Below are 25,793 nucleotides of genomic sequence, written 5' to 3'. Positions count from 1 at the left end.
CCCTTTTCTTTTCGAGAGTTTTTATGCGCCGCGTTCACGCCATCATCCTTTCCCTGCTGTTGTTGTCTCTGAGCGCCTGCGCCCTGCTCCCCAATCGTGATCCATTGAACATCAATGTGGTGGGCATCGAACCGCTGCAAAGCCAGGGCATGGAAATTCGTTTTGCGGTGAAAATCCGCGTGCAGAACCCCAATGACAGCTCCATCGACTACAACGGCGTGGCGCTGGACCTGGAGGTCAATGGACAGCCGCTGGCTTCGGGGGTGAGCGATCAGTCGGGGTCGATTGCGCGCTTCTCTGAAACGGTGCTGACGGTGCCGGTCAGCGTTTCGGCGTTTTCGGTGCTGCGCCAAACCCTCGGGCTGAGCCAGACGCAATCGCTGAATGACTTGCCTTACGTGTTGCGCGGCAAGCTGGCTGGCGGATTGTTTGGCACGATGCGTTTCACGGACACGGGCAAACTCAGCCTGCCGGGAGCGGCGGCAATCCCCCGGCAAACCCCGCAATCGTAAACACCACAATTCACCTGTAGAAGTGAGCCTGCTCGCGATGGCGTCGTTTGAGGCAATACACTTGTCGACTGCTACACCGCTATCGCGAGCAGGCTCACTCCTACAGGGGGTTATGTGGTGAAGCGGACACCGGGTTTGGCGCGCTCATCCACCGTCAGCTCAAACACATCCGGCCGCGCATAATGCCCCACCACGTCGTAGTCATACCGCGCACGAATCAAAGCGTCCGTGTCGATTTCCGCCGTGAGCAGACCTGCGCCGTCACGCAACGGCCCCGCCAATACGTCACCCATCGGCCCGACAATCACACTCCCGCCAGCAATCAACGGCCGATCCGCCGGCCAGTTGGCAATCTCCACACCCAAGGCCTGGGGTGAGTCCTGAACCTGGCAGGCGCTCACCACAAAGCAGCGTCCTTCATGGGCGATGTGACGCATGCTGACCTGCCACATCTCGCGCTCGTCTACCGTCGGCGCGCACCACACTTCAATGCCTTTGGCGTACATCGCGGTGCGCAGCAGCGGCATCATGTTTTCCCAACAAATCACCGCACCGATACGCCCGACCTGACTGTCGATCACAGGCAACGTCGAGCCATCGCCCTTGCCCCAGATCAACCGTTCGGTGCCAGTGGGCATCAGCTTGCGGTGTTTGGCGACCAGTCCGGCCTGCGGGTCGAAGTACAGCGCCGTGCAGTGCAGCGTGCTGCCCGCACGTTCGATCACGCCAATCACCAGGTTGGCCCCGGTCCGTGCCGACAACCCGGCCAGGGCTTCAGTCTCGGCGCCGGGTACGTCGATGGCGTTGGCGAAATACCGGGCAAACGCTTCACGCCCTTCCGGCAATCGATAACCCAGTTGCGTACCAAATCCTTCGCCCTTGGGGTAACCGCCGAGCAACGCCTCGGGCATTACTACCAATTGGGCGTTGGATTCAGTAATGGCTTTTTCCCAGGCAAGAATCTGTTCCAGAGTGTCGGCCTTGCCACCGGGCAAGGCACCGATTTGCAGCGCAGCAACGATTGATTTGGGCATCGCAGTGACTCCATTGGCATCAGGTATTGCTCATTCTCCGGCGCCACGGGATCATGAATAAAGCCCGATTCGTTGCTGAATGATATGAACACTATGAATATCGCCAACGTCGACCTCAACCTGCTCAAAGTCTTCGAAGCCCTGCATGAAGAGTCCAGCGCCAGCCGAGCGGCCTTGCGTCTGGGCGTGACGCAATCGGCAGTCAGTGCCGCCTTGCGCAGGTTGCGCGAGGTCTATGGCGATCAGCTATTCGTGCGCACCGGCCGCGGACTGGCACCGACGCTCAAGGCCAATCAATTGAAACCGGTGGTCAGCGATGCGCTGAACAAATGCCGCCAGAGCCTGGCGATGGTCGATCCGGCGGCCCATCAGTACGATGGCCGTTCAGTGTCGGTGGGGATGTCGGACGATTTCGAGATCGCCTATGGTCGGCGATTGATCGATGAAATCGCGCGGACTGCGCCGAAGCTGCGGCTGATCTTCCGCCAAACCCACAGCCAGATCGTCGGCCATGCCTTGATGGAGCGCAGCATCGATCTGGCGATCACCGCCGGTGGATTTGCCGAGCGTTTGCTCAGCCGTCAAGTATTGGGAGAAGGCGGATATCTGTGTCTGGTGGATCGCGCCAGCCTCGCCGAAGCACAACAAACCCTCAGCCTTGAAGAATTCGTCACACGCGAACACCTCCTGGTCTCGTCCGGTGGTTTTATCGGCATCACCGATGAAGGGCTGGCGGCGCTGGGCTTGAGTCGTCGGGTGTGTGCGTCGACCACGCATTTTGCCGCGCTGCCGCACTTGCTCAAAGGCAGTCAGGCGGTGGCGACCATTCCCGCGCATGCCGCTCAGAGCATTGCGGCGCTCAGTGGTCTGGCGCTGCTGCCCTGCCCTTTGGCCTTGCCGCGTTACCCGATCGAACTGGGCTGGCGCACCAGCACCCAACTCGACCCGGTGGTATTGAAAGTGCGCGAAGCAATTGTCGCGTGTTTCGCCTGAAGCCCCGCCTTACTTGTTGGCCGCCATGAGCCGATTGACTTCACTGCGCACCATGTTGGCGTATTCCGGTGGCGACATTGCGTCGAGTTCGGCGCGGACCCATTCGGACCACTTGCCTTTGCGTTTGGCGCGTTCACCAAATAGCCGCGCGGCTTCGCCCTTGGATTTGCCCAGGTTGCTTTGCCAGAGGTCGAACAGACGGGATTTTTCATCTTCCAGCGCCGCGCGCTCGGCGAGGGGTTTGTCGGCCAGATTGAAACTCATTGGAATGTCCTGCTGCGTAAAATAGGCGACATCTTACACTGTAGGACGAAACGTCCGACTCAGGAATTTTCTGTCCGGCAGGCTCGACGGGGAAATCCACTGCAACTTTTTCACCCGCGCCAGACTCCATTGTTCACTGCCTACTTACCTGCAAGGAGTACCTCAATGGCTCGCAAAACCGCTGCACAAACCGCCGAAGACCAAATCAAGGATCTGGCATTCAGCGAGCTGACCACGCTGATCGAAGAATCGGAAAAACTGCTGAACAGCAGCGCCGCGCTGGTCGGCGAGGAAGCAGAAACCCTGCGTGAGCAAATCGCCCAGAAACTCCAGCAGGCACGGGATTCGGTCAGCAGCGTGCGTGACCGCACAAAACCTGCCGTCGAAGCCACCGAAACCTACATCGGCGGTCATCCATGGCAAACCGTGGCCATTTCTGCCGGATTCGGGCTGGTGGTCGGGTTGTTGCTGGGTCGGCGCTAAGCCTCCCCGCTTTGCACAGTAAAAAGGCGAGCCATTGGCTCGCCTTTTTCATACCCGCCTAACACCGACTCGTAGCAGCTGCCGAAGGCTACACAGGCTTGTGTTACCGCGCGAGTGCCCGCAGGTTCGCCAGCGTCTCGGTGTCGAGCGCAATACCTTGAGCCGCGGACTTGGCCCGTTGCGAATGGCGGCGATCACCCGGCAGGCGCTTGAGCCCCACGCCGTGCATCTGCCGCACCAGTTCCTGGCTGCGCTCGGCAAAGTTTTGCCCGGCGGCCTTGCTCGGGTCGATGACGATCAACAGTTGGCCAGTCCATGGTGTCTTGGCGCCGGGATGGTTCGACCAGTCGAACTCAAAGGAAAAATTGCCGCCGGTCAGCGCCGCCGCCAACAATTCCACCATCATCGACAGGGCAGAACCTTTGTGCCCGCCAAACGGCAGCAGTGCGCCACCCTCGAGAATCGCTTTCGGGTCCTGTGTCGGCTGGCCGAGGCTGTCCACACCCATGCCTTCCGGCAAACGCTCGCCCTTGCGGGCCGCGATCTGCACATCGCCATGGGCGATGGCGCTGGTGGCCAGGTCAAAGACAATCGGCTCGCCATCCGCGCGCGGGGCGGCGAACGCGATCGGGTTGGTGCCGAACAACGGACGATCGGCACCGTGCGGCACCACGCAAGTCATGCTGTTGACCACGCTGAGCGCCACCAGCCCTTCGTAGGCAAAGGGCTCGACGTCTGGCCACAAGGCGGCGAAATGGTGCGAGTTGCGAATCGCCAGCACCGCAATGCCGGCGCTGCGCGCCTTTTCCATCAACAGGGAGCGTGCAGCCGCCAGGGCCGGTTGGGCAAAACCATTGCCGGCGTCGACGCGCACGAATCCTGAGGCCACGTCTTCGACCACTGGCACGGCCTGGCCATTGACCCAGCCGCTGTTCAGGGTCGAGACATAACCCGGAATGCGGAACACGCCATGGCTGTGAGCACCGTCGCGTTCGGCGCCGGCACAGTTGAGGGCCAGGGTTTTGGCGACGTCGGCAGAGGTGCCATGACGTAGAAAAATCTGTTCGAGCAATTGAACGAGCGCGTCGAAATCGAGCGTTTGGGTGTTCGAACTGACGGCCATTTCGGGCGATGCGGTCATCTGAAGCTCCAGTTTTATTATTGGGTGCGGGCAACAGGGTGAAGCGAGGTTGCAAGGCAACCTGAAAAGAGTCGCCGATTAAGCGCTGTTGTACCGGCGTCCTGTCAAGTCTCGGCAGCCAGATTGGCTCAAGCAATATGTACCGCACATGAGCCAGATAGCGGCCGTACCGTTATTCCTCGACTTAACGACTGCGACCTGCGGATCCCCGCACATCGAGGACATCATGACCGCTCCTTCAATGCCGTATTTTTTCGACGAGGCACAAACTGCCTCCAATGCCCGAGAACCCGGTAACCGCGAAAAAGCGCTGAACTTCACGCTCGATGACCTGCAATGGCTCAAGAACGTTTACCTGGCCACCGAAGTAGCCCGCACCGCGCATAACAACCCCATGCACGTCTCCCGGTTGTGGCTGACCGTGCCGGACACGGCGGACGTCCCACTGGCCGGCGCTTTCGCCATGGGCCGCCCCAAGGATGGAGAAGTCACGCTCTACACGCCATGGAAAGGCTTGATCAAGTTTGCGGACATGAACGAGCTGAAACGCAAGCTCAAGGAGTGGTTGGCGTCGCCGACCGACAAGGTTGCTCTGCTGCGTTTCCTCTCCATTGAACAACGTAGCGCTATAGCCGTTGCCACAGTGCCTGACATTTGCACAACAACAATCGAAGGCGCGGTGTTCCAGGACCAGCAGCTCACCCTTGATACCAATCAAGCTCAAAACATCAAGACGATGATGGGCGAGCTGCTCAAGATGCCCACGCTGCAGTCTATGCTCAACGACACCCTGAAAAACGCGTTGTACAAGCCGTTTCCAGCACTGGACCAGCGCCTGACTCGACTGAAGACGTTTATCAGTACAGTGTCAGCCTTCGACGGGGGTGACTATGAGCACACGACCTCTTCGCTTTCACTGGGCGATGCCCTCCTGCACTTTTACCTGACCAACCAGTGGCCCCCCGGCGACTCCAGGGTCTTTGAGCATCCCGGTCACGGCGTGAGCAGTGACGCCGATAACCAGGCCTGGGAAAGCGCAGTCAAAGAGATCGCCCAAAGTTTCACCCCTCACTTGTACAGCCTGCTCGACATGTTCTGGAACACCGCCATGAGCAATGGGATGCCACGCCTGGCGTTTTTCAGCGAGGGCCTGCGCGATACGTTCCAACTGAAACTTCTGCTCCAGCGTCAGGACGGCATTTTGACCACGCAGGAGTATCTGCAACTGATGAAGGTCTGCCAAGAACCCGGGGATGCGACGTTGCGCATCGAAAAAGTCAGGGTGACGGCCCCGTTCAAGCATTTCGTGGAACTGGCCTCGACCTTGATGATCGGGGGCGCCGACACCTTGGGGTTTCTATACACCCCCTCCCGAGGTATCGAAGCGACTGACAATTTGTCAGCGGTCAAAAAGATCGTACTGCAGATGATGAACAGTGAAGGTCACGAAGATGCGCTGCTCAACTTCATGTCGCTGGATGAACGTCTCACCCTTCTGGGCATGGAGCCGCAGGAGCGCCTGATTGAAGGCAGTCCCCTCGTCGGCCCGGTATTTGACCAAGTCATGACCGACATCCTTCACAAGCAACAGGACAACCTCAGTCATGCCTTGAGTCGTTACCGTGAAAGTGAAGGCACGCTCTCCCCACATGCCCTGCTGGATAATGCTCTGGACGTGCGTGGTCTTATTGATGGTCGACTGCTGGCCACCGCTTCCACAGGCCGCTGGAGTACACGGGTCGATCAGCGCATTAGCGGGCAACCGGCAACGGTGCGAGCCGATTCAGCCAAAGAGCAGATGACACTGCTCGATTCGGTTGGGCAGGCGCTCGATCAACGGCGTAAACAACACCCGGTCATTCCCGTCGGCGTCAATACACTCGCTCGAGTAGAAAGCCTCCTCGACTCATCCGTGGCGGACTTGCAATCGAGTTTTACGCATACCCTGTCAACGGCATTGCGCAGCGAATTGAAGCTACACACGGTGACACGCACCTTGGGCGCGACCGAGCAGGCAATCATCAAAACGGTGCTCGATAGCCCGATACACCTGCAGCGAGCGGCGTTAAACGGTTTCTTGCCAGACGTATTTTCCCTGGCATTGAAGGCCGGCGACGTGACGACCCCATTGAAGCTGGCGAGTTGTTTTGTGCTGACTGAACGAGGAGGCCTGGACCTGAAGCACTCGGGCAAGGCGATTTTGTGGACGCCGGCATCGGGATTCGAAGCGTTCAAGACACTGTCACAGTTGCAGACCGAACTTGATCAGCGCCTCAAGGATGACACTCTGCGTTTAACCCTTCTGGAAAACCTTGGTCGTAGCGAGCGAATGGCCGGCAGGACGTATGGGCTGGCGCCACTGCAGCGGATACACGGGCACTTTCTCGATCACCTCCAAAAGCCTTACGTCCATCTGGACCAGGCATGCATTACCCGCGCATTGGCCACGCCACTCCCCCCCGCGCGGCTGCCTGATCTTCTGAATCTGGTGGCGCTACGTGAGCCGCTGACAGGGTTGGGTCGCGCGTCGGACATTGCCCAGTCCCTGACGACGCAGCAAAAACTTCCGGCATGGCTCGCCAAAGCGTCCATTGAAGATCTGGTGCTGCATGGCGAACTGCTTCAGCAATACCTCGACAACGTCAAAGACGACGAGGATTACCTGAGCGGCCTGCGATCACTGCAGCGTACGGCTCACGCAGCGCTTGAAAAACAACTCAAGGCGGACGCCTTCAACATTGATCCGGACAAGGTCCAGGTCCAGATCAGCGCACGTCTGACGTCGCCGGCCCGGACTCAAACACTGACCGACTTCGCATTGACGGCTATGAAGGAGCTGGATCAGGCCCGATTCAAACTGCAATCGCTGGATACCAGTGTCATTCCCGAGGGGATGAACGAACAGTACATCAAAGATCTGATACGAAATCTTAAGCCGGGGGAGCATCAGCAGAAAATACTGAGTGAAGCCCTTGCTGATACCCCGGCCAACGCCGATCGCAGAAAGTGCTTTTACAGACAATTGCCTTGGCAACTGATGCATTACGCTCACACGGAAAAACTGCAGGAACGCCTGAGCGAAAAAGGCTTTGATCTGATCCGGCAAATCATGGACATGCCCGACGCCATCGCTCGCGCGGCGGTCGAAGGTGCCCATGCCATTATCCGTCCGCTCGAGCTCTTGGGGATCAAGAGCGCACAGACGATCAAAGTGCCCGGTGTCTACCTGATCGGCTCAGCCACCGATAGCGCAGCCCCCCACGTCCTTGTCGCACCGCACAGTCCCCGTCATGGGATAAAGGAATATGAAAGTGAAGTTCAGTTACTGACAGAGTTGAAGACTCGCGGACCGCTGCTCGACTGGATACTCATGAACCTGACGCCGTCTGACCGGACGGTGCTTGAAAACCGGATGGCGACCACTCACAACCGCGTCACTCGAGCCGTAACGGCTACTTCCGACAAGCCGCCTCAAGAAGTCACATTGGCGTCCAGTCCGATCAAGGGCCACCTCTTCAGCCAGTTGTTCAAAGACAACGCTGCGCTACTGGGCCGACTGCTCGGTTGTCAGTCCGACGACAAAAACCAGGGCGAATGGGAAACCATCAAACACGTACTGGGCGAAGACCTGCACGAGGCTTATTCGTTTTTCATGGGGAAACTCGCTTACCCCATGACCGTGTGGCGCAGTTACCGCGACATCAAGCAATCTGCCGAAGACCTTCAAACCCATAAATGGGGGGCTGCAATAAGTGCCTTCATCGACGGTATTGCTCAACTGGCTTCGTTGCGGCAATTAGCAGGCGATCAAGTGCAATTACCCGCAGTAACGGGGGCAGCGGCTCCGACGTCGTCCGCTAACCGATTTAGCTGGCATGAGGTCAATACCACCGCCCTCGAACGCACGCAGTTAAAGCGCCATGAAAGCATCGACGTCGATCTCAATTCACTGACCTCCGACTCGACACTTGGGCTCTACACTCATCCAGCCTCCGGAAAACACTACGCGCCCGTTGAAGGAAACGTCTATCCGGTCGTCAAGCTTGACACCCGTTGGCGCATTGCAGGCAGCCAAAAAAGTGTGCCTTTTCTGCGCCAAAACACCGTAAAACAATGGGTCCTGGACCGCCAGAGGCTGGCGTCCCGCTTCAACCTTATCGACCGATTGGACACCGTAATGGCCGTTTGGGGAGGCATGAACGTCGATGCCCGCGGGATGGCACAGATCCGGCGATTGTTTCCGTACAAGGCACGTCAGATCGATGAAGCACTGGACCTGGCAACCACCTATGCCTGGAACAGCTTTCGAAACCTGCAATTACTAAAGACTACCGACACTGCGGTGACCCCGGTGCACCAACTCATCACCGACTTTATAGGCGTGTCGCAAGTTCTGCCCGCGCATGTGGAGCAGCTTGAAAAAGTCGTGGAGGAAATATTTTCAGCGTTGCTCGACCCGACGCTCAGAACGGCCAACTCCAGTCGATTTACGATCGGCAGGGTGATCGAGGATGCAGAAAACACCTTCGGCTTCATTACGCCGAAAGACCCAAAACGCAAAATTTACCTGGCGGAAAAATTTTTCGCTTCCAGCTACGAACACTACCGCTCGCACCTCAGCGACGTGCACTTCCCCATCGGCGCCCATAGCCGTTCGATGACCCTCATTCATGAGCTCTCACACATCGTCTGTAAAACCCTCGATATTTCATACCTCGACACCGGCCGCCCATTCGCAGACCTGATCGGAACAGTGACACAGGATGCCAAACAGCTCAAAAGCGCGTTGACCACGCTTCAAGACACCGCACTGTCCATAAAGACGCCCTATACCCAACTGTTCATGGCGCAAAACCCTGACACTGGTGAGTGGGAAGACCTGGGTCATACAGCCAGTGAAGACACTGACCTGATCAAAGAACACGTTTTGACGCTGACCGGCGCAGAAAACCTGAGCGAGGCCCGCCACACGTTTAAAAGGGACCCACTGATCAGGTTGAAAGTACTACTTGGCAACGCCGACAGCGTCGCCTGGTTGATCGGTCATTTGGGACGGCAACTGCACGCCAGTACCCCTTGAACTTAAAAAAAGGCGTGTTTGATAGTTAATTGCCATGACGGCTGTTCTCGCCAGCTTCCTCGCAAGGTTAGAATGCCGGAAATCAGGATGAGTCAATGACCGACAATTCTCTATCGCCAGCCGACTATGATGCGATCACCGATGCCGCAGCGCATTGGTGCATGCGCCTGCATGCAGTCGACTGCACGGCTGAAGAACGTGTAGCTTTCGAACGATGGCATGACGCCCATCCGCTGCATGCATTCGAATATGAAGCCATGCTGGAGATCTGGGAGGTTGCCGGGGATCTGCCGCGTCCTGAACCCGTCAATCACGGTGCGCGCCTCAAATCCACTACGCCTTGGCGCAGTCTCGGCATTGCCGCTGCGGTGTGCACCCTGGCGTTGCCACTGGCGGCATACAGTGGGTGGAGTTTGGGTTGGTTACCCAACTCGTACCAACACTTTGAAGCCCGTGATACGGTCCGTCAGGTCACCCTGAGCGACGGCAGCCAGATTGAACTGAATCTTGGCAGTGAGCTGACATTCAGCAACTACAAGGATCAGCGGCGGGTGACGCTGAAAAAAGGCGAAGCCTTCTTCAGCGTCAGCCATGACACGACTCACCCTTTTGTCGTCAAGGCCGCCAGCGGCAGTATCCGAGTCACCGGGACCCGATTCAACGTCTGGATGTACGAGGACCAGGTTCGTGTGAACCTGATCGAAGGGTCGGTGCTGGTCACCAGCAACGACGACCTCCCCGGCGATGGCGTACGTCTAGGCCCCGCCATGCAGGCGTGCTTTAAACAGGGTGACTACACGCCACAAATCAGTCAGACCTACGCCAACGATAATTCGCTGGCCTGGCGCAGTGGCAAACTGGTGCTTGATAACCTGGCACTCATCGATGCCCTGCCGTTGATCAATCGTTACCTGAGCAAACCCGTGATGGTGGCCGATCACAGTACCGGTCAGATCCGTCTCGGCGGAATCTACAACATCAAAGAGCTCAACAACCTGGTGGCGTCCTTGCCCAAGGTGCTGCCGGTTTACCTGACCCGCAACAAGGACGGCAATCCGGTCCTCAACTCCATTCCGCTAACCCCCCCTAAAAGCTGAAGGCCGCAACCCTTGTGGGGTGCGGCCTTCGTTTTTGATCCAAGTGCCTTTGCTGTTACTGCGCAGCCACCGTCCCGGCGTTTCCATCCTGCTCGCGAATTGTCTGCGCCTGGTACTGCGGGTCTGACGTGATCTGCTGCTCGGTAAACGGCAGCACACTCAACTGTTTCTTCGAAAAAGCCAGCGTCTGATCCCGCGCGTACTTCGAACCCGGATCGCTGGACAACGAGAACGCCAGCAAACCTTGAGCGTGTGGCCCCTCGTCATCGAAGGTCACTACCTGCAAGTAGCTCGTGCCACTGACCACTTCAAGTTTGCCGTCTGTTCTCGGCACGCTTTGTATGGCGTTGTAGACGCCCAACGTGCCGGGTCCACCATGGATCGGCGTTTGCTGGCCGCCGCTGCTGGCCACCTGAATATCGCCCCAGCGTACGTCTGGCTTCAACCCTTGGGCTTTTACCTGTTCAACCGAAACGAGCATGGCCTCGCGAAGAGCCTTGGCGACATCCGCCCGGTCAATGGCCAGACCACGCGGGGTGTTTTGCGGATCTTTGGGATCAAATGCCACGCGCCAGATACCGGGGTTTTGCTGCAACGGTTCCATGACATTCTGGAAGTGGACAAAGCCCAGCCCGCTGTCCAGATTCGCCCGGCGATCCCACGCCTTTAAATGGCCGCACAGCGGCGTCAGCGCCGCGGCATCGGCGCCAAGGTTACCGGCACAAAACTGCAGCAGATCCGGCATCACCTGTGCGGCCAGGTACACCTGATCGTCCATGACCATCCGTTGCAAATCCCCTGTCGTCAAACGCCCGGACTGCTCCAGCGTGGCCAAGCGATCCAGTGCAAAACGCGAGCGCAAACCCAACGGCTGGCCTTCCTGGCTGATCAATGGCGAGAACCCGGTGAGCGGTTGCGCCGGGTTGGCCATCCAGGCGGAATCATTGGAGTGCTGCACAAAATCCTTTCGCGACAACTGCGGTAATTTGTCTGGGGCAAAAATGCCTTTTTGCGCTGCTCGCGGGTCAATGTCCCAGGCACAGGCACTGTTGGAGCCGTCGAGCACGATCATTTGCAACCCGGCCCTTGGATCGCTGCACTTGACCAGTTTTTCCGCGTTGACGTTTGGCACCACCGACAGGTTCATGTACAGCGTTTGCCCCTGATCATCCACGGCCAGGGTGTTGACCCACGGGATGCCCTGAAGGGCGTGCACCGAGGCCTGCAACTCCTTGAGGCTGTTCGCCTGGTTCATCGCATACCACTGCTGCAGGACCCGGTCGTTATCCAGGTTGGCATCGCGCAGGCTGTACGCGTATTGATGATTCCAATCCAGTTTTCCAGGCCATTGCACGATCGGGCCGAAGGACGTGCTGTACACCACATGAGAAACCGGCGTGGTCTGACCATCAGGTTGCTGCACATTCACCGTGAGGGTTTGTTTTTTCATCGGCAAGGACTTGCCGTCGAGCAGGTAGCGGGTCGAATCCTTGGGATCAAGTTGCAGTCGATACAGCGTGAAGTGTTTGGATGAGTCCACGGTGTGGGTCCAGGCCAAGTGCTGGTTGAACCCGATGTTTATCATCGGCAACCCTGGCAGCGCAGCGCCCATCACATCCAGTTTGCCGGGAATTGTCAGGTGCATCTGGTAGAAGCGCATTGCGCCGACCCAGGGAAAATGCGGATTGGCCAGCAGCATCCCGCGGCCATTGAACGAACGTTCGCTGCCGATGGCCACGGCGTTACTCCCGCGATCCAGCGCAAACCGCTGCATGCGCGAGGCCGCCACCTGGAAGGACGATGGCTCAGCGATCACTTGCGTGACGGCTTGGGGTGGAGTGGCACCCGCCAACGCTTCGGCGAACTGCCCTACTCCACCTTCGACCAGTAGACGACGGGTCAGCTTGACCAGGTCCTGGGCAGTAATCTCGCGCACCCAGCCCCCCTGACACTGCGCGGGCAAACCCTGGACCCGGCGTTCTGCCAGCGAACGGTTGTAGCCGGCGACATAACCGTCAATGAGTTGCTGCACTTCGGGCGTTTGCGCCTGCCAGAAACCGGCGACGGCATCGGGTGTGTTCAGCCAGATGAAAAACAGGTCGCTGACCAGATTCTCACGCTCTTCGACAGTCAGTTGTTCCGGGCCGAAATAGCGTGAGCGTTCACCATTGACAGTGACAATTTCGTTGGCCAACAAACACAGGTTGTCCTGCGCGTAGGCGTACCCGATGCCATAACCGAGCCCCCGTTCGTTGTCGGCACGAATGTGAGGCACGCCGAAACTGGTGCGGCGAATGTCAGCGCTCGCCTGTTCTGTCTGACTGCGGGCGTTTGCCGCAAGACTCAGCGCCACTAACAAACCCGCAAGGCTTAGCCTGGTTAACTGCCTGAAAATAATCACACTCGCTCCTGATCGAATAGACAAACACCCTGCCTTCTCTCAGGAACGAAACAAAAGACAAAAATTTAGGCTCGCAAAGCCATTCCAAATGGCCTTCTCACGGGCTGCTCACATGGCACCGACAAATTTTCTACATTTGGGCCTTCATTATTTGTCGTGCTCGTTCGTCTAAATGACTGAGAGCCCCCTTCACATTTTCTGGCCGGCTCGGAAAAGGAGTTTTTGCATGTACAACTCGCAACTGCCAATGGACGGTAGCAATGCACCCTCGGGCCCTGCCATGGGCTCCGGTATTTTCGAGCCGCGCGGCGAGCGCAACGGCAATGAGCGCATCCGGTTGCTGCTCAAAAGCTTTGGCCTGCGCACCAGCCTGATTCGCCTCAAAGTCATTGACGCCTTACTGGTTGCCGCTGAAAGCGATCGTAGTCTCGGCGTGCGCGGCGTGCACAGCCAGTTGCTGGACCTGGACATTCCCTTGTCCTTTCTCAGCGTGCGTGAAGTGTTGAAACGTTTGTGCAGCGAAGGCGTGATCACGCTCAATCCGGACAAAAGCTACAGTCTGCATCCGCACGCTGTAGCCATGCTCCATCGCGATTCACCCGTTGAAGATACGTCGCTCAAGCCTTGACCTTGCGACGCATCACGCCGTTGATCACCACCACGACCACCGCCACACCAATGGCGATGTACTGAAACAGCTTCTCGCTGATGACACCTTCGTTTTGCAGATACGAAAGGCCGAACATGATCCCCAGCACGACCAGGGAGATCAGAATCGAGTATTTCAAACGTTGCGATTGAGTCATTGCGAGTTCCTGAACCTGAAAATGTATCCGCTTTGTATCCGAACGCATGCCAACCCCCTACCTTTCTTCGGGGATGGCGAGCTGTAAACGGGGTCTCATGTTACAGCCGATGAAGAGATTTGGCTTCATAGCGGCGCTAACCATGAGGATTTCGAAATGTTTCGTCGAATCACACAGCTGATTCCCCTGATCGCAATTTTGGCCTTGAGTGGCTGCATCATTTTCCCCCACGGCGGTTGGCACGGGGATCACCACTATAATCGTGGCGGGCCCGGTTATTACGAGCATCGATAACTTACGACCGGGACAAGAGCTATTCATTATTTACTTTAGTACGTAGGACAAATCCGACAAGCTCTTAACTAATGCCCGCGCTGTCGCGGGCATTTTCGTTAAACCCATTAATGTTTTTCACCCTGCGACTCACATTGCATCATCTCGCAAACAGTTGAAACGCCCTGTTTCAATCCTTTATTAGAGCCCTCCCTGATCGTTGGATACTCTTACTGCGCAACAAGAGCACACATCAATTAACTCGCAGCAAAAAACTGGGAATATATGGACAGGCCTTTGATCAATATAAGCGCGTGTCATTTGCTTGGCTTTTGCTTCGCAATAACGCTTTTCGAACTACTGACTTATATGGCCAGCGATATGATCATGCCGGCCATGTTGACTGTCACTCACGACTTGAATGCAAGTGCACAACATGTCCCATTCGCTTTCAATCTGTATCTGGCAGGAGGCATCCTGTTGCAGTGGCTTATCGGACCACTGTCCGATCACTTTGGTCGCCGTAGAATGTTACTTATCGGTTCTGCGGTATTCGCCCTCGCCTGCAGTGCCGCATTCAGTGTGCAAAGCATTTATGCGTTCAATGGATTACGCCTGATCCAGGGCTTGGGACTGGGGTTTGTCATCGCCGTCAGCTACCCGGCATTGCAGGAAGTGTTCTGCGAAGCGGACGCGGTAAAAATCATGGCACTGCTGGGAAATGTCGCACTGCTTTCTCCCCTTCTCGGCCCGCTGTTGGGCAGCCTGCTGCTGGAATGGTTAACCTGGAGGGAACTGTTTTTGCTGCTGGGCATGAGCGGCATGGCGGTCTGGCTGGCACTTTTTGTGTACATGCCGGAAACCGTGGGAACGTTACGCCATGACGGTCAACGCCTGATGGCCGTGCCGTTTGAATGGGGCGGTACCGTGCGCCGTTATGCCGCACTGCTCGGTAACACGCGATTCCTGAGCGCCAGTGTCGCGCTGGGCATCATGAGTTTGCCGTTGATTGCCTGGATCGGGTTGGCGCCACTGCTGCTGATGCATAACCAAGGGCTTTCGCCACTTGCTTACGGCCTGTGGCAAATCCCGGTGTTTGCCGCGGTCATTCTTGGCAACCTGATACTCAATCGATTGATCGCCAAGACCGACATCCCACAACTGATTAGATACTCGCTCTGGCCGTTGTGCGGTGGGCTCTTCGCATTGGTCGTCCTCAGTTTCTACGGCGTCTCGACGCCCTTGCTGATCGGTTGCCTTGGGCTTTACGCGGTCGGTCTTGGCATGAGCAACGCCGCACTCTATCGCCTTGCATTGTTCTCAAGCGATGACAGCAAAGGCCTGGTCTCGGCGATGATCGGCATGATCTCGATCCTTGTCATGGGGGGCGGTGGTTCGTTGCTTGCGGCAGTCGGCGCTGGTTACAGCCATGAATCCTTCTCCCTGATGGCGGGCATCGCCGGGCTTCTATCCCTGTTGCCCTTGCGGTTTTTTCTTCGCCGCAACGCTGTCGCACTTACCGTCTGATCCCCAAGCACAGGTCCATTGATGATCCATTTACCCCATACCGATGCGCTTTGCGCGTTAACGAAACCCTATTGCCTGGATTCGGTACCAGACGGCCTGTTTGATCGGGCGATGAGTGAAATCAGTCTGTTCCATTGTCAGCACACGCCGGGCTATGAACGCTGGCTGCACGCCAATGGCCTTGATGCCAACGCGCTGGCATCGATGGATGACTGGTCAAGAATGCCGCCGATTTTTGCCAACTATTTCAAGCGCCATTTATTACTGGGTTCCTCGGGAAAGGACGCGCTTGAGCTGACATCGTCTGGCACCAGCGGCCAAAAAAGTCGCATGCGCTATGACACTCGCAGCATGGCCGCCGCCCAAGGCATGGTGAACCACATTTTCCGGCACTACGGCTGGGACACTCCAGACAGCCCCTGCAACTACTTGCTGCTGAGCTATGAACCCGACGCAGTCATCAGCCTTGGAACCGCTTTCACCGATCAGTTTTTATGCCGCTATGCCCCCGTCAATCGAGTCGCCTATGGATTGCGCCGCACTGGAAATGGGCACGCGTTCGACCCGTTCGGGGTTGTCCACGCCTTGCAGCAATTTGCTGAAGAAGGCTTGCCCGTGCGCATTCTCGGATTTCCAGCGTTCCTGTCCCATGCGTTGCAACATATGGAAGACACCGGCCTGACGGACCTCAAGCTACCGGCCGAGTCATTGGTGATTCTCGGGGGCGGCTGGAAAACCCAGGCGGCGCAGGAAATGCCTCTGTCGCGGTTGTACCAACGGATCAACCGCCAACTGGGTATCGACCTGGCGCGCTGCCGGGATGGTTACGGCGCCGTCGAGCATGCCGTGCCTTACGTTCAGTGTGCTCACCAGCATTTTCATGTGCCGGTTTATTCGAAGGTTTTCGTGCGCAATCCCGCCGACTTCAGCGTCCAGCCCTACGGCAAACGCGGCTTGTTGGAGTTCGTATCGCCCTACATTTCTTCAAGCCCGGCGCATGCCGTGGTGATGAGTGATCTGGCGACATTACACCCCGGCGCAAGCTGCGGGTGCGGCTTGACGACCGACTGGTTTGAACTGCATGGACGCGCTGGAACAACCGCTAGCCGAAGCTGCGCAATGGCCGCGTCCGAACTGATGGGAGAGGCATGACATGTACTTGATCAATGGCCAACTGCGTGACGATGTCACCCTTGAGGCAACCCTTGAGCGCCTGCACCAACAACTGCCACGGCTACTGAGTGCACCGATCGACAGCGGTACCGTGATCGAAACCGTCACTCGTTTTGCCCTGCAATTGCAGACTCGAACAGTTGAATTGCCCCTCAACGATGAACAACGCCAAGGGCTTGTCGACTTCTGTCAGCGCAGCAACCTCAGCACCAAGCTTGAACGAGAACTGGGCGACCAACCCCGTTCGCTGCGACGTATCGACTACCGCCAAACAAGTTTTGAAAGCTGGCACCCGCTGGGGCTGGTGGTGCATGTGACGCCAGGCAATGCACCGCTATTGGCGTTCTGCGCGATCGTCGAAAGCCTGCTGGCCGGTAACATCAATTGGCTGCGCCCCAGTTCCAGCGACGAAGGCGTGACCGCTCGGTTACTCGCGGCACTGGTTAAGTGTGACACCAGCGACAGGTTGGCAGATTTCGTTGCGGTGCTGCCTGTCAGTACGGCACAGATCCCTGAACTCTGCACTCGCGCCGATGGCGTGTCAGCCTGGGGCGGCGAAGCGTCCCTTAAAGCCATTCGTCAGCACATCCCGGCCGGATGTCGCTGGATCGACTGGGGGCACAGAATCAGTTTCGCTTACCTGTCGCCAGACGCGGCCACTGCATCTACGCTGGACGCCTTGGTGGATGAAGTCTGCAGTCTGGATCAACAGGCCTGCTCCAGCCCGCAATGGCTGTTGGTCGACAGTGACGATCCCGTGGTGTTGCAGGGGCTGGGTGAACAACTGGTCGAAGCGTTTGAACGCCGTGCCCTGCAGTGGCCGGCGCTGACCCCGACCGATCAGGAAGCCTCGGAAATCACCACCCGTTGCGCCATGGCTCGACTGGATCTCTGCTTTGCAAACCAGACCGGCCAGGTCTGGAACGGCTCAGGATGGCGGATCATCTGGGAGCATGATCAAACACTGGCCCCCTCGCCACTGTTCCGCACGCTGATGCTCAAACCCGTGCCGCAACACTTGATCGCCGAGACGCTGCTGCCGTGGCGTACCGTGCTGCAGAGTTGCGCGCTGATCTGTTCACCCGCACAAGCGCCACAGCTGGTACGCACGTTGGTCAACGCGGGGGTCACGCGCATTGCGCCTTGCGGCTCTATTCATGATGGTTACGCCGGTGAACCGCACGACGGTGTCTACGCGCTGTCGCGTCTGAGTCGTCGCCTCTCGGTGAGCCTGCCGGCAGAAACAGCGACTGGCCGGGCAACACTCGACATGCCGCCACCGGCTCCCCCTTCAAGCCAAACGCCAATCATGGATAAAAACGCGTTCATGGCCCAGCCCATCAGTGGCGCAGCCCAACTGTATTTTCGTTCGGGGGGCAGCAGTGGCAGGCCGGCGGTGGCCGGGTACAGCTATCGCGACTTCGAGCGGCAAATGCGCGCGGCAGCCGATGGTATGTTCGCCGCCGGCCTCGACCCTTCTACGGACCGGGTGATGAACCTGTTTTACGGCGGCGGCTTGTACGGCGGGTTTTCCAGTTTTACCAAGGTGCTTGAGCTGATGGAGGTGACCCATTTCCCGATGGGGGCACCGCCGAATGACGACTTCAGCGAAATTGCGCAAATGATCGCGGACCAGCGTGTCACCGTGCTGATCGGCATGCCAAGCACCTTGCACCGCCTGTTCTTCAACGAGCAGGAACGCCTGCGCGTTTACGGCGGCATCCATAAAGTGTTCCTCGGCGGTGAACACCCGGCAGAGGCCAGCCTGCGCCTGATGGAAAGTTGTGGGGTGTTGCAGATTCGCTCGGCGATTTATGGCTCGGTCGATGCCGGTCCCCTGGGGCATGCCTGCGCATCGACGGCCAATGGGGTGTTTCATTTGATGGGCGATACCCAGCATCTGGAAATCGTCGAGATCGAACAGGATGTGCCCGTCCAGGCTGATGAAATCGGACGATTGCTGTTTACCTCCCGGGCGCGGCAAGGTCAGGACGTACGCCGGTATGACGTGGGCGATACCGGTCGCTGGGTACCCGGCCCCTGTCCTTGCGGACTTGAATCGCCGCGGTTCGAATTGCTTCAGCGCCACGGCAAGCTACTGCGGATAGGCACAGAGTTCATCTCGCCATCGGCGCTGCAAGAGCGTGTCGGCAGACCGATTCAAATTCAGCTGGATCATGCACCGAACGGCATGGAACGGCTGCGGGTTTTCATCGATTCAGACAGGGGTAGCGTTCGCCAGTCCCTATTGACCGATGAAGCCTTGTCGAGCGCGGTAAACAACTGCTTTTTAATGGTAGAAGTTCACGAATGTGCGGAATCGGCCTTCACAAGAAACAAACACAGCGGCAAAACACCCTTGGTTATTGATAACCGAATACAAATACACCGCTGATCAGCAACATCCTGTCTCTTAACCGTAGACATGCCTGATATAAAGAGAGCCCCGTGAATTCCATGTATTCGCTTGAACAACTCGTGCCTTTCATAAGGCAACACTCGAACTTTTACCGCAATCATCTGCAAGACTTGCCCATGTGCGAAGTTACCTTGAACGCGCTGCCATTAATAAACGTGGATGAGTATTGGGCAGACAGTCACGACTTGAATAACTGGGCCGTGCTGACAGGACGTATCGACGATGGCCTGGTATTTAAAACCGGGGGCTCGACCAGTCAAGGCAAACTTAGCGTTTATACCCCCAATGAATGGCGGACATTGGTAACCACATTTGCACACAGCATTTCCTCTCAACTGAAGAACGGCGACCGGGTCGCCAATCTGTTTTTTTCCGGTGATCTTTACGCCAGCTTCGTGTTCTTCCACGACTCACTGGCGCACGTCACACACTCCATTTGCGAGTTTCCCTTCACGGGCAATGTCGACCTGGACGTGCTGGCTGATGCTGTAGATCAGCATCGGATCAACGTGCTTGCCGGCGTTCCAGCCCAGTTGTTGCGATTTGCCGCCTACCTGAGTCGGCATCAACGGGTGTTGTGCGGCGTCGATACATTGCTGTACGGCGGCGAAAGCCTGTTCCCCGCGCAAATCGCCATGCTCAAGACAGCGCTTCCCAATGCGCGCATCGCCTCCGCCGGCTACGCCAGCGTCGATGCCGGCCTGATAGGGGCCAGTAGCCGTGACTGTGCCTTGGGAGAGCATCGGACGTTTGAACCCCACACACTGCTGGAAATTGTCGACGAACACACCGGCGAAGTCATCGAAGAGTGTGACCGTACCGGTTTGCTGGTGGTCACCAACCTTACGCGCCGGCTCATGCCCCTGCTGCGGTATCCCGTGGGTGACCGCGCTTGCTGGCGCGAGCCAAGCGCCACGCCGATGCGCAAATTCGCGCTCAAGGGACGCAGTGCCCACAGTCAACGGGTTCGGGTAGGGACATTGTCGTTGCTGATCGATGAAATCCTGTTGATCGTGCAGCACATCGCTGGCAGCGATCAATGGCAGTTGGTAATCGAGCAAGAGGGCGTCATAGACCTTGTGACGGTGAAGTGGGTGCCCACCATGCCATCCGCCGACACCCTCCCCATCTGCAGCGCGCTGCATGAAGCGCTGATCGCCCATTATCCCGGCATTGAGCAACTGAATCGCCAAGGGTTGATGGAACTGCGCGTGGTGCCCTGTGCAACCACCGATTTGAACCTTCACCCGCGCTCTGGCAAACAGATGCGGGTTCTGGACGTGCGCGCGTATGACTCGCCGTCAACGGAGCGTCAGTAATGTCGACCCTCGTTTATCGTCGCTTCCAGCCAGGTGATGCACGCGCCGTAAGTCAGTTGTTTCGCCAGATCTATGGGGATCATTACCCTCGACCGGACGTTTATCTGCCGAACATGATCAGTCAGCACAACGCCTGCGGCCAATGGTTCTCGATGCTGGCGGTCGACGGCGAATGCGTGTTGGGGCACGCCGCGTTATGCCGTGACTCACTGTCGGACATCCCCGAGCTGGCACTGAGCGTGGTCCATCCCGCTGCGCGAGGTCAGCGTATCGCGACACACCTGGGTCGGGAATTGTTGTTGCAGTCGCAGGCGCAACAGGTCAAGAACGTCTTGATCAAACAAGTCACGCACCATCCCCACACGCAACGCATGGCCCACAGCATCGGGTTTCACAGCACGGGATTGCTTCCCGACTACGCGCCGTCCCCGCTCACCAGGCCGCTGCCGGAAACCATGGTGCTCGGCTGTTATCTGGCCGAGGGGCACACACGTCCGTTACCCGAAGTTCAGTGGCCTGAAAGTTGTCGCACGCTTATGCAACGCTTGTGTGATGTGTTCGGGACTTATCGGGCCACGCTGTCGCCAGCGTCGATGCCGTTGCAAATCAGGCAAAATCACCAACGCTACGTCGTCGTCATTCAGCGTTTGAGCGACGCATTGCTGGACCAACTCCGGAGGTTGCCCAGCCATTGGCTCATCTCGGCCAAAATCGAGCTGTCACGCCACTTTGCCGAGGACCTGCACCGTTTGACCCTGCTGGGTTTCACCTTCAGCGGATTGATGCCCGCCCTGCGCAGCAACGGGTGGTTTGCGCTGTTTCACCGAGGGGCGCAGCCGCGTCATCTCTCCCTGCATTGCCCTGACATGCAACAGTTGCACGATAACTTGCAGCGCGACGCCAGCGCACAGGCCAACACCTGTTCAGCCGCTTGAACCCTTCCGGTAAACGTTAAGGCCCGGCTGCGCGCAAAGCTCCACCAGCCAATCGACAAACACCCTCACCCGCCGGGACAACTGGCGGTGAGGCGGATACAGCGCCGTCAACGGCATCACCGGTGGCGGCACGTTCCCGAGCACTTCACACAATCGGCCTTCATCGAGTTGGCGAGCAACGTGGTAATACGGGGTCTGAATCAGCCCATACCCCGCCTCACACGCCGCCAGGTAACCGTCGGCGCTGTTGACTGCCACCTGTTTGGGCAAATCCATGAGTTGCACTTCGTCATCAACCTGGAATTCCAGTCCAAAACGCTTACCGGTCGTGCCGGAGAAATACTCCACCATCCGGTGCCCTTCCAGGTCTGCCAGACATTGAGGGATTCCATGGCGTTGCAAGTAGTCAGGGCTGGCACAGGTGACCTGATCCAGCATGACCAATGGCCGCGCCACCAATGAATCATCCAGCGCGCAGCCACCACGCAACACGCAATCGACGCCTTCGCGGATCAGATCTATGGGGCGATCATTCAAACCGATTTCCAGCTCGATCAAGGGATAACGTCGGGTGAACGCCGGCAATGCCGGAATCACGATCAAGCGCCCAATTCCTGCCGGCATGTCCACCCGCAGCAACCCTTTGGGATTGTGTCGAGCGGCGGAAAACACCGCTTCAGTTTCTTCCAGGTCCGCCAATAGCCGCACACAACGGGGGTAATAGGCCGCGCCGTCGAGGGTCAGGCTGATCTGGCGCGTAGTCCGTTGCAGCAATTGGACCCCCAGATGCGCTTCAAGCTGCTTGATCAATACAGTGACCGAGGCTCGGGGCAATTGCAGGCTGTCGGCTGCTTTGGCAAACCCGCCCAGCTCGACGATTCGGGTAAACACGCGCATGGCGTTGAAACGGTCCATTACTCTGGCGTTCCTGATGATTATTTAGAAAAGACGAACAGTGATAGCAGTTTTAGCCGGTTTATCTTGTTTCTGTCGAGGTCGACACTGTGCGCTTACACCACAGGGAGTTGATTTCATGCAAACACGTCAATTGGGCAAAAACGGCCCGCAGGTTTCCGCCATCGGCCTGGGCTGCATGGGCATGACCGATTTCTACACCACCGGCGTAGACACCCAAGAGGCCACTGCAACCCTGCATCGCGCACTCGAACTCGGGATCAACCTGCTCGACACCGCCGACATGTACGGCCCTCACACCAACGAAGAATTGATCGGCAAAGCCATTGCCGGCAAACGCGACCAGGTATTTCTGGCGAGCAAGTTCGGCATTGTCCGTGACCCGTCCAATCCCACCGCACGGGGTGTCAATGGCCGACCGGACTACATTCGCGCCTCCATCGACGGCACACTCAAGCGTCTCGGCGTTGAAACCCTGGACTTGTATTACCAGCACCGGATCGATCCGCAGGTGGCCATCGAAGAAACCGTCGGCGCCATGGCCGAACTGGTGAAGGCCGGCAAGGTGCGTTACCTGGGCTTGAGCGAGGCGTCGGTCGCTACCCTGGAACGCGCGCACAAGGTTCACCCCATCAGCGCGCTGCAAAGTGAGTATTCGTTGTGGAGCCGTGACCAGGAAGAGAACGGTTGCCTGGCGGCGTGTCAGCGTCTGGGCGTGGCGTTTGTGCCTTACAGCCCATTGGGGCGAGGCTTTCTGACGGGCGCACTGAAAAGCCCGGATGACTTTGCGGCGGATGATTACCGTCGTTTCAGCCCACGTTTTCAAGGGGAAAACTTTGCGAAGAACTTGCTGCTGGTACAGCAAGTACAGGCATTGGCCGCAGAAAAAGGCGTGACAGCAGGCCAATTGGCGTTGGCCTGGGTGCTGGCGCAGGGTGACTACCTGATCCCGATCCCTGGAACCAAACAGCGCAAATACCTGGAGGAAAACGTTGCGGCACTGGAGGTCAAACTCAGCGCAGATGAATTGAAAGCGCTGGAGTCGATATTCCCCGCCAATGCCACCGCAGGCTTGCGTTACCCCGAGGAAGTCATGAAGTTGCTGGACCGCTAGCAACAGTGCCTGGCCCGCTCCACCCTGAGCGGGCCGGCAACCTTTCACGCCTTGGAGCTGACACCCTTGTCCGTAGGAGCGGTCGTGCCATTGCCCTTGCCATAAGTGGCCAGGTTTTGCAGGACGTAGATGGCGGTCTTGTATTCCGGGATCAGGCCAACCGCGTATTTATCGCCCTTGATGCTGTTGTTCTGGATGGTGTCCAGTTGCGTGGCGAAGTATTCCAGCGCATTGAACTTCGCATCCGGATCATTCTGTACCCCGAACCGGTCAAATTTGTCCCCGGCGTTCATCAAGGTCATCGACGTAATATCGGAGATCAGGCCTCTGCCCCGTAAAAATGCACTGAGATTGCCCAATTGTTTGGACGATACATTTTCCGGGTCGAAGCCTTTTACGTTCCTGAATATTTTCTGCTCATCCATCCTCGCCGCGTTCAGCGCATTTGGATTGGTGCCCACCAGCGCGAGCATTTGCTTGACCCTGGCGCTGTGCGTCACGGGCTTGCCGCCGCCAGTGTTCTGCACCAGTAGACCCGCCTTGGCCGTCCATCCCCCAGTATTGCCGATTGTCATGACTGAGCTTCCGACTGCGTGACCATATTCAGATCCTTCTTGAGTGGGTTTGGAGCGGGCGAGTATCGGGTCTGGCAACTGGCCACTCCAACCCCTATTTGCTCATTTTTACAATTTCCGTACATTTCAGATACAAACTGGCAAGTGCCCGGCTTTATTGCCCTAGACGAACTTTCCTGGAGGGGTCTAGACAACTAACCCAGCGATTTGTACGTCTCGGTTAGTTTGTTTGTATCCGTTTCGATACCTACCGCTTTCCGCTGATGCCCGTTCCTGGACGATCGTGCCTAAAGCTATCCCTGCCCAAGCCGATAGCCCGATGAAGCAGCGATGCCCCCTCCAAACCTAATAATAAAAATGCTGCACACAAGGACCGGTCCCATGCCCACATTCCGTTCGATCCAGGCTCGCTACACGCTGTTTCTGGTCCTGTTTATCCTGTTGCTGTTCGCGCTGACGGTGGTCGGAATCAGCCAGTTGGTCGCGCCTAAACTGCGCCATACCGAAGAACAGGTGGCCCTCAACCGCATCGCCGACGTCGCCCGACAAATCCAGGGCGAACTGAACAAGGTTCAGGCACAACAGCGCAGCATCACCCAAACCATTCCCTTACTCGACAGCGCTGGCATTGACACGGTATTGCCAGGCCTGGTGGATCAGTACGGTGAATTGAAAGTCTTTGGCGGCGGGATCTGGCCGTTGCCGGGCCAACGTGAAGCCGGGCGCAATAAATTCAGCACCTTCTGGCACCGTGACGCCTCGGGCAAACTGGCGGTCAATACGTTCTGGAACAGTGACGCCGCACCGAACTACTACGACCAGGCCTGGTACAAGGGCGGCATGCAAACGCCACGTGGCCAATGTGCCTGGGCGGCGGCCTATAAAGATGACGCCAGTGCCGAGCCGCGCACCAACTGCGCCATGGCCATTCAGAAAAATGGCGTGGCGTACGGCGTGTCGACCATCGACGTGACGCTGGGCTTCTTCAATGACTTGATCGCGCAAAAGGAAAAAGACCTTGGCGCCGAGATGCTGATCGTCGAAGCCGACGGCAAGATCATCAGCAACAGTTCGCGCATCAGCGGCCCCATCGTTCTGAAAAACATCAGTGAACTGGCGGGCAACTCACCGTTCGCCAGCCAAGTGAAAGCCGGCCTGCAAAACCGTGACCAATCGCAGCGCGTCGAATTCGACAACAACGGCGAAGACAGCACCTTCTTCATGCGCCCCATCGAAGGCTCACCGTGGTTCCTCGCCACCGCCCTGCCGAGCAAACTGATCACCGCCCAGCGTGATGACGTGCTCAGCACCCTGAGCCTGTTGCAAATCCCGATGGTCATTCTGCTGGCGCTGTTGCAGATCTACGCGATTCGCCAACTGGTCCAGCGCCTGAAAATCCTCAAGACCAATATCGATGCGCTGTCTGCCGGCGACGCCGACCTGACCAAACGCATCACCATCCGCGCCGAAGACGAACTGGGCGCCATCGGCCACTCGGTCAACGCCTTTATCGTCTACTTGCAGAACATGATCGGCGAAGTGACCCAGGCCACCGGCGCCATGGCCTCGAGCCTGGACAACCTGCAACGCACCTCGGCCCACACCAGTCAGATTCTGGTGCGCCATGCCTCGGAAACCGATCAGACCGTCACCGCCATTACCGAGATGAGTTCGACCGCTGAAAGCGTCGCACAAAATGCCGCCGAGACAGCGGCCTTCACCAAGCGCGCCA

General features: G+C 57.7%; 19 protein-coding genes and 1 pseudogene. 13 read left to right on the top strand and 7 right to left on the bottom strand.

Annotation, left to right across the window (positions count from 1 at the left end; genetic code table 11):
• Positions 1 to 23: 23 nt before the first annotated feature.
• On the top strand, positions 24 to 512 hold the full coding sequence (locus tag D882_RS0112150) for an LEA type 2 family protein (RefSeq protein WP_027923500.1): 489 nt from the start codon (positions 24 to 26) through the stop codon (positions 510 to 512).
• 110 nt (positions 513 to 622) lie between these two features.
• Here D882_RS0112150 and D882_RS0112145 read toward each other — a convergent pair whose 3' ends face one another.
• Positions 623 to 1,546, bottom strand: coding sequence for a carbon-nitrogen hydrolase family protein (locus D882_RS0112145; RefSeq protein WP_027923499.1), 924 nt, complete (start codon positions 1,544 to 1,546; stop codon positions 623 to 625).
• An 84-nt stretch (positions 1,547 to 1,630) separates the two neighbouring features.
• On the opposite strand from D882_RS0112145, the gene D882_RS0112140 reads away from it, so the two are divergent.
• Positions 1,631 to 2,539: a LysR family transcriptional regulator gene (locus D882_RS0112140; protein ID WP_027923498.1), complete on the top strand. Its 909-nt coding sequence runs from the start codon at positions 1,631 to 1,633 to the stop codon at positions 2,537 to 2,539.
• Positions 2,540 to 2,548: 9 nt separating this feature from the next.
• On the opposite strand, the gene D882_RS0112135 is transcribed toward D882_RS0112140, so the two are convergent.
• Positions 2,549 to 2,803: a hypothetical protein gene (locus D882_RS0112135; protein ID WP_027923497.1), complete on the bottom strand. Its 255-nt coding sequence runs from the start codon at positions 2,801 to 2,803 to the stop codon at positions 2,549 to 2,551.
• A 165-nt stretch (positions 2,804 to 2,968) separates the two neighbouring features.
• On the opposite strand from D882_RS0112135, the gene D882_RS0112130 reads away from it, so the two are divergent.
• Positions 2,969 to 3,286, top strand: a complete 318-nt coding sequence (locus D882_RS0112130) for a YqjD family protein (protein WP_027923496.1) — start codon at positions 2,969 to 2,971, stop codon at positions 3,284 to 3,286.
• 103 nt (positions 3,287 to 3,389) lie between these two features.
• On the opposite strand, the gene D882_RS0112125 is transcribed toward D882_RS0112130, so the two are convergent.
• Positions 3,390 to 4,427 (bottom strand): Ldh family oxidoreductase, encoded by a 1,038-nt coding sequence (locus D882_RS0112125; protein ID WP_027923495.1) that lies wholly within the window; start codon positions 4,425 to 4,427, stop codon positions 3,390 to 3,392.
• 226 nt (positions 4,428 to 4,653) lie between these two features.
• Between D882_RS0112125 and D882_RS0112120 the strand changes: the two genes are divergently transcribed.
• Together D882_RS0112120 and D882_RS0112115 are read left to right on the top strand one after the other, a co-directional pair.
• Entirely contained in the window at positions 4,654 to 9,507 is a 4,854-nt protein-coding gene (locus D882_RS0112120; RefSeq protein WP_027923494.1) for a dermonecrotic toxin domain-containing protein, read from the top strand.
• A 95-nt stretch (positions 9,508 to 9,602) separates the two neighbouring features.
• Complete coding sequence (locus D882_RS0112115; protein ID WP_027923493.1) at positions 9,603 to 10,604, top strand: FecR family protein; 1,002 nt, start codon at positions 9,603 to 9,605, stop codon at positions 10,602 to 10,604.
• Positions 10,605 to 10,659: 55 nt separating this feature from the next.
• Here D882_RS0112115 and D882_RS0112110 read toward each other — a convergent pair whose 3' ends face one another.
• On the bottom strand, positions 10,660 to 13,005 hold the full coding sequence (locus D882_RS0112110; protein WP_027923492.1) for an acylase: 2,346 nt from the start codon (positions 13,003 to 13,005) through the stop codon (positions 10,660 to 10,662).
• Positions 13,006 to 13,231: 226 nt separating this feature from the next.
• Between D882_RS0112110 and D882_RS0112105 the strand changes: the two genes are divergently transcribed.
• Entirely contained in the window at positions 13,232 to 13,633 is a 402-nt protein-coding gene (locus D882_RS0112105; RefSeq protein WP_027923491.1) for a fe2+ zn2+ uptake regulation protein, read from the top strand.
• Here the strand turns inward: D882_RS0112105 and D882_RS0112100 are convergent.
• Positions 13,623 to 13,811 carry a hypothetical protein gene (locus tag D882_RS0112100; RefSeq protein WP_027923490.1) on the bottom strand — a complete coding sequence of 63 codons (189 nt, stop codon included), beginning with the start codon at positions 13,809 to 13,811 and terminating at the stop codon, positions 13,623 to 13,625. The genes D882_RS0112105 and D882_RS0112100 overlap by 11 nt on opposite strands.
• A 558-nt stretch (positions 13,812 to 14,369) precedes the next feature.
• Between D882_RS0112100 and D882_RS0112090 the strand changes: the two genes are divergently transcribed.
• From D882_RS0112090 to D882_RS0112070, 5 genes are read left to right on the top strand one after another with little or no spacing between them, the layout of a single operon-like run.
• Positions 14,370 to 15,611 carry an MdfA family multidrug efflux MFS transporter gene (locus tag D882_RS0112090; protein WP_027923488.1) on the top strand — a complete coding sequence of 414 codons (1,242 nt, stop codon included), beginning with the start codon at positions 14,370 to 14,372 and terminating at the stop codon, positions 15,609 to 15,611.
• 21 nt (positions 15,612 to 15,632) lie between these two features.
• On the top strand, positions 15,633 to 16,763 hold the full coding sequence (locus D882_RS0112085; protein WP_027923487.1) for an acyl-protein synthase: 1,131 nt from the start codon (positions 15,633 to 15,635) through the stop codon (positions 16,761 to 16,763).
• A gap of 1 nt (position 16,764) precedes the next feature.
• Entirely contained in the window at positions 16,765 to 19,179 is a 2,415-nt protein-coding gene (locus D882_RS0112080) for an aldehyde dehydrogenase family protein (RefSeq protein WP_027923486.1), read from the top strand.
• A 53-nt stretch (positions 19,180 to 19,232) separates the two neighbouring features.
• A complete protein-coding gene (locus tag D882_RS0112075) occupies positions 19,233 to 20,522 on the top strand; it encodes an AMP-binding protein (protein ID WP_027923485.1) in 1,290 nt (429 codons plus the stop codon).
• Positions 20,522 to 21,457, top strand: a complete 936-nt coding sequence (locus tag D882_RS0112070) for a GNAT family N-acetyltransferase (RefSeq protein WP_027923484.1) — start codon at positions 20,522 to 20,524, stop codon at positions 21,455 to 21,457. Before D882_RS0112075 ends, D882_RS0112070 begins: the two co-directional genes overlap by 1 nt.
• On the opposite strand, the gene D882_RS0112065 is transcribed toward D882_RS0112070, so the two are convergent.
• Positions 21,446 to 22,372 (bottom strand): LysR family transcriptional regulator, encoded by a 927-nt coding sequence (locus D882_RS0112065; protein ID WP_027923483.1) that lies wholly within the window; start codon positions 22,370 to 22,372, stop codon positions 21,446 to 21,448. The two genes, D882_RS0112070 and D882_RS0112065, sit on opposite strands and share 12 nt — an antisense overlap.
• A gap of 118 nt (positions 22,373 to 22,490) precedes the next feature.
• On the opposite strand from D882_RS0112065, the gene D882_RS0112060 reads away from it, so the two are divergent.
• Complete coding sequence (locus tag D882_RS0112060) at positions 22,491 to 23,486, top strand: aldo/keto reductase (RefSeq protein WP_027923482.1); 996 nt, start codon at positions 22,491 to 22,493, stop codon at positions 23,484 to 23,486.
• A 44-nt stretch (positions 23,487 to 23,530) separates the two neighbouring features.
• Here the strand turns inward: D882_RS0112060 and D882_RS0112055 are convergent, their stop codons facing one another.
• Positions 23,531 to 24,061 (bottom strand): hypothetical protein, encoded by a 531-nt coding sequence (locus tag D882_RS0112055; protein WP_027923481.1) that lies wholly within the window; start codon positions 24,059 to 24,061, stop codon positions 23,531 to 23,533.
• Positions 24,062 to 24,391: 330 nt separating this feature from the next.
• On the opposite strand from D882_RS0112055, the pseudogene D882_RS1000000133530 reads away from it, so the two are divergent.
• Positions 24,392 to 25,573 (top strand): annotated as a pseudogene (locus D882_RS1000000133530) (cache and HAMP domain-containing protein); the annotation flags it as partial.
• Between the last annotated feature and the right edge of the window lie 220 nt (positions 25,574 to 25,793).

This window comes from Pseudomonas sp. URMO17WK12:I12 (assembly GCF_000514395.1).
In the GTDB taxonomy this organism is placed as follows: Bacteria; Pseudomonadota; Gammaproteobacteria; order Pseudomonadales; family Pseudomonadaceae; genus Aquipseudomonas; species Aquipseudomonas mucoides.
The sequence above is the reverse complement of the archived record's forward strand: the minus strand, read 5'-3'. Positions and strand labels throughout refer to the sequence as shown.

Bases quoted from the DNA above. Each gene is read 5' to 3' on its own strand.
- D882_RS0112135 (WP_027923497.1), bottom strand. From the start codon at position 2,803: ATGAGTTTCAATCTGGCCGACAAACCCCTCGCCGAGCGCGCGGCGCTG.
- D882_RS0112080 (WP_027923486.1), top strand. From the start codon at position 16,765: ATGTACTTGATCAATGGCCAACTGCGTGACGATGTCACCCTTGAGGCA.
- D882_RS0112120 (WP_027923494.1), top strand. From the start codon at position 4,654: ATGACCGCTCCTTCAATGCCGTATTTTTTCGACGAGGCACAAACTGCC.
- D882_RS0112060 (WP_027923482.1), top strand. From the start codon at position 22,491: ATGCAAACACGTCAATTGGGCAAAAACGGCCCGCAGGTTTCCGCCATC.
- D882_RS0112115 (WP_027923493.1), top strand. From the start codon at position 9,603: ATGACCGACAATTCTCTATCGCCAGCCGACTATGATGCGATCACCGAT.
- D882_RS0112140 (WP_027923498.1), top strand. From the start codon at position 1,631: ATGAACACTATGAATATCGCCAACGTCGACCTCAACCTGCTCAAAGTC.
- D882_RS0112100 (WP_027923490.1), bottom strand. From the start codon at position 13,811: ATGACTCAATCGCAACGTTTGAAATACTCGATTCTGATCTCCCTGGTC.
- D882_RS0112145 (WP_027923499.1), bottom strand. From the start codon at position 1,546: ATGCCCAAATCAATCGTTGCTGCGCTGCAAATCGGTGCCTTGCCCGGT.
- D882_RS0112055 (WP_027923481.1), bottom strand. From the start codon at position 24,061: ATGACAATCGGCAATACTGGGGGATGGACGGCCAAGGCGGGTCTACTG.
- D882_RS0112070 (WP_027923484.1), top strand. From the start codon at position 20,522: ATGTCGACCCTCGTTTATCGTCGCTTCCAGCCAGGTGATGCACGCGCC.
- D882_RS0112105 (WP_027923491.1), top strand. From the start codon at position 13,232: ATGTACAACTCGCAACTGCCAATGGACGGTAGCAATGCACCCTCGGGC.
- D882_RS0112090 (WP_027923488.1), top strand. From the start codon at position 14,370: ATGGACAGGCCTTTGATCAATATAAGCGCGTGTCATTTGCTTGGCTTT.
- D882_RS0112125 (WP_027923495.1), bottom strand. From the start codon at position 4,427: ATGACCGCATCGCCCGAAATGGCCGTCAGTTCGAACACCCAAACGCTC.
- D882_RS0112085 (WP_027923487.1), top strand. From the start codon at position 15,633: ATGATCCATTTACCCCATACCGATGCGCTTTGCGCGTTAACGAAACCC.
- D882_RS0112150 (WP_027923500.1), top strand. From the start codon at position 24: ATGCGCCGCGTTCACGCCATCATCCTTTCCCTGCTGTTGTTGTCTCTG.
- D882_RS0112130 (WP_027923496.1), top strand. From the start codon at position 2,969: ATGGCTCGCAAAACCGCTGCACAAACCGCCGAAGACCAAATCAAGGAT.
- D882_RS0112065 (WP_027923483.1), bottom strand. From the start codon at position 22,372: ATGGACCGTTTCAACGCCATGCGCGTGTTTACCCGAATCGTCGAGCTG.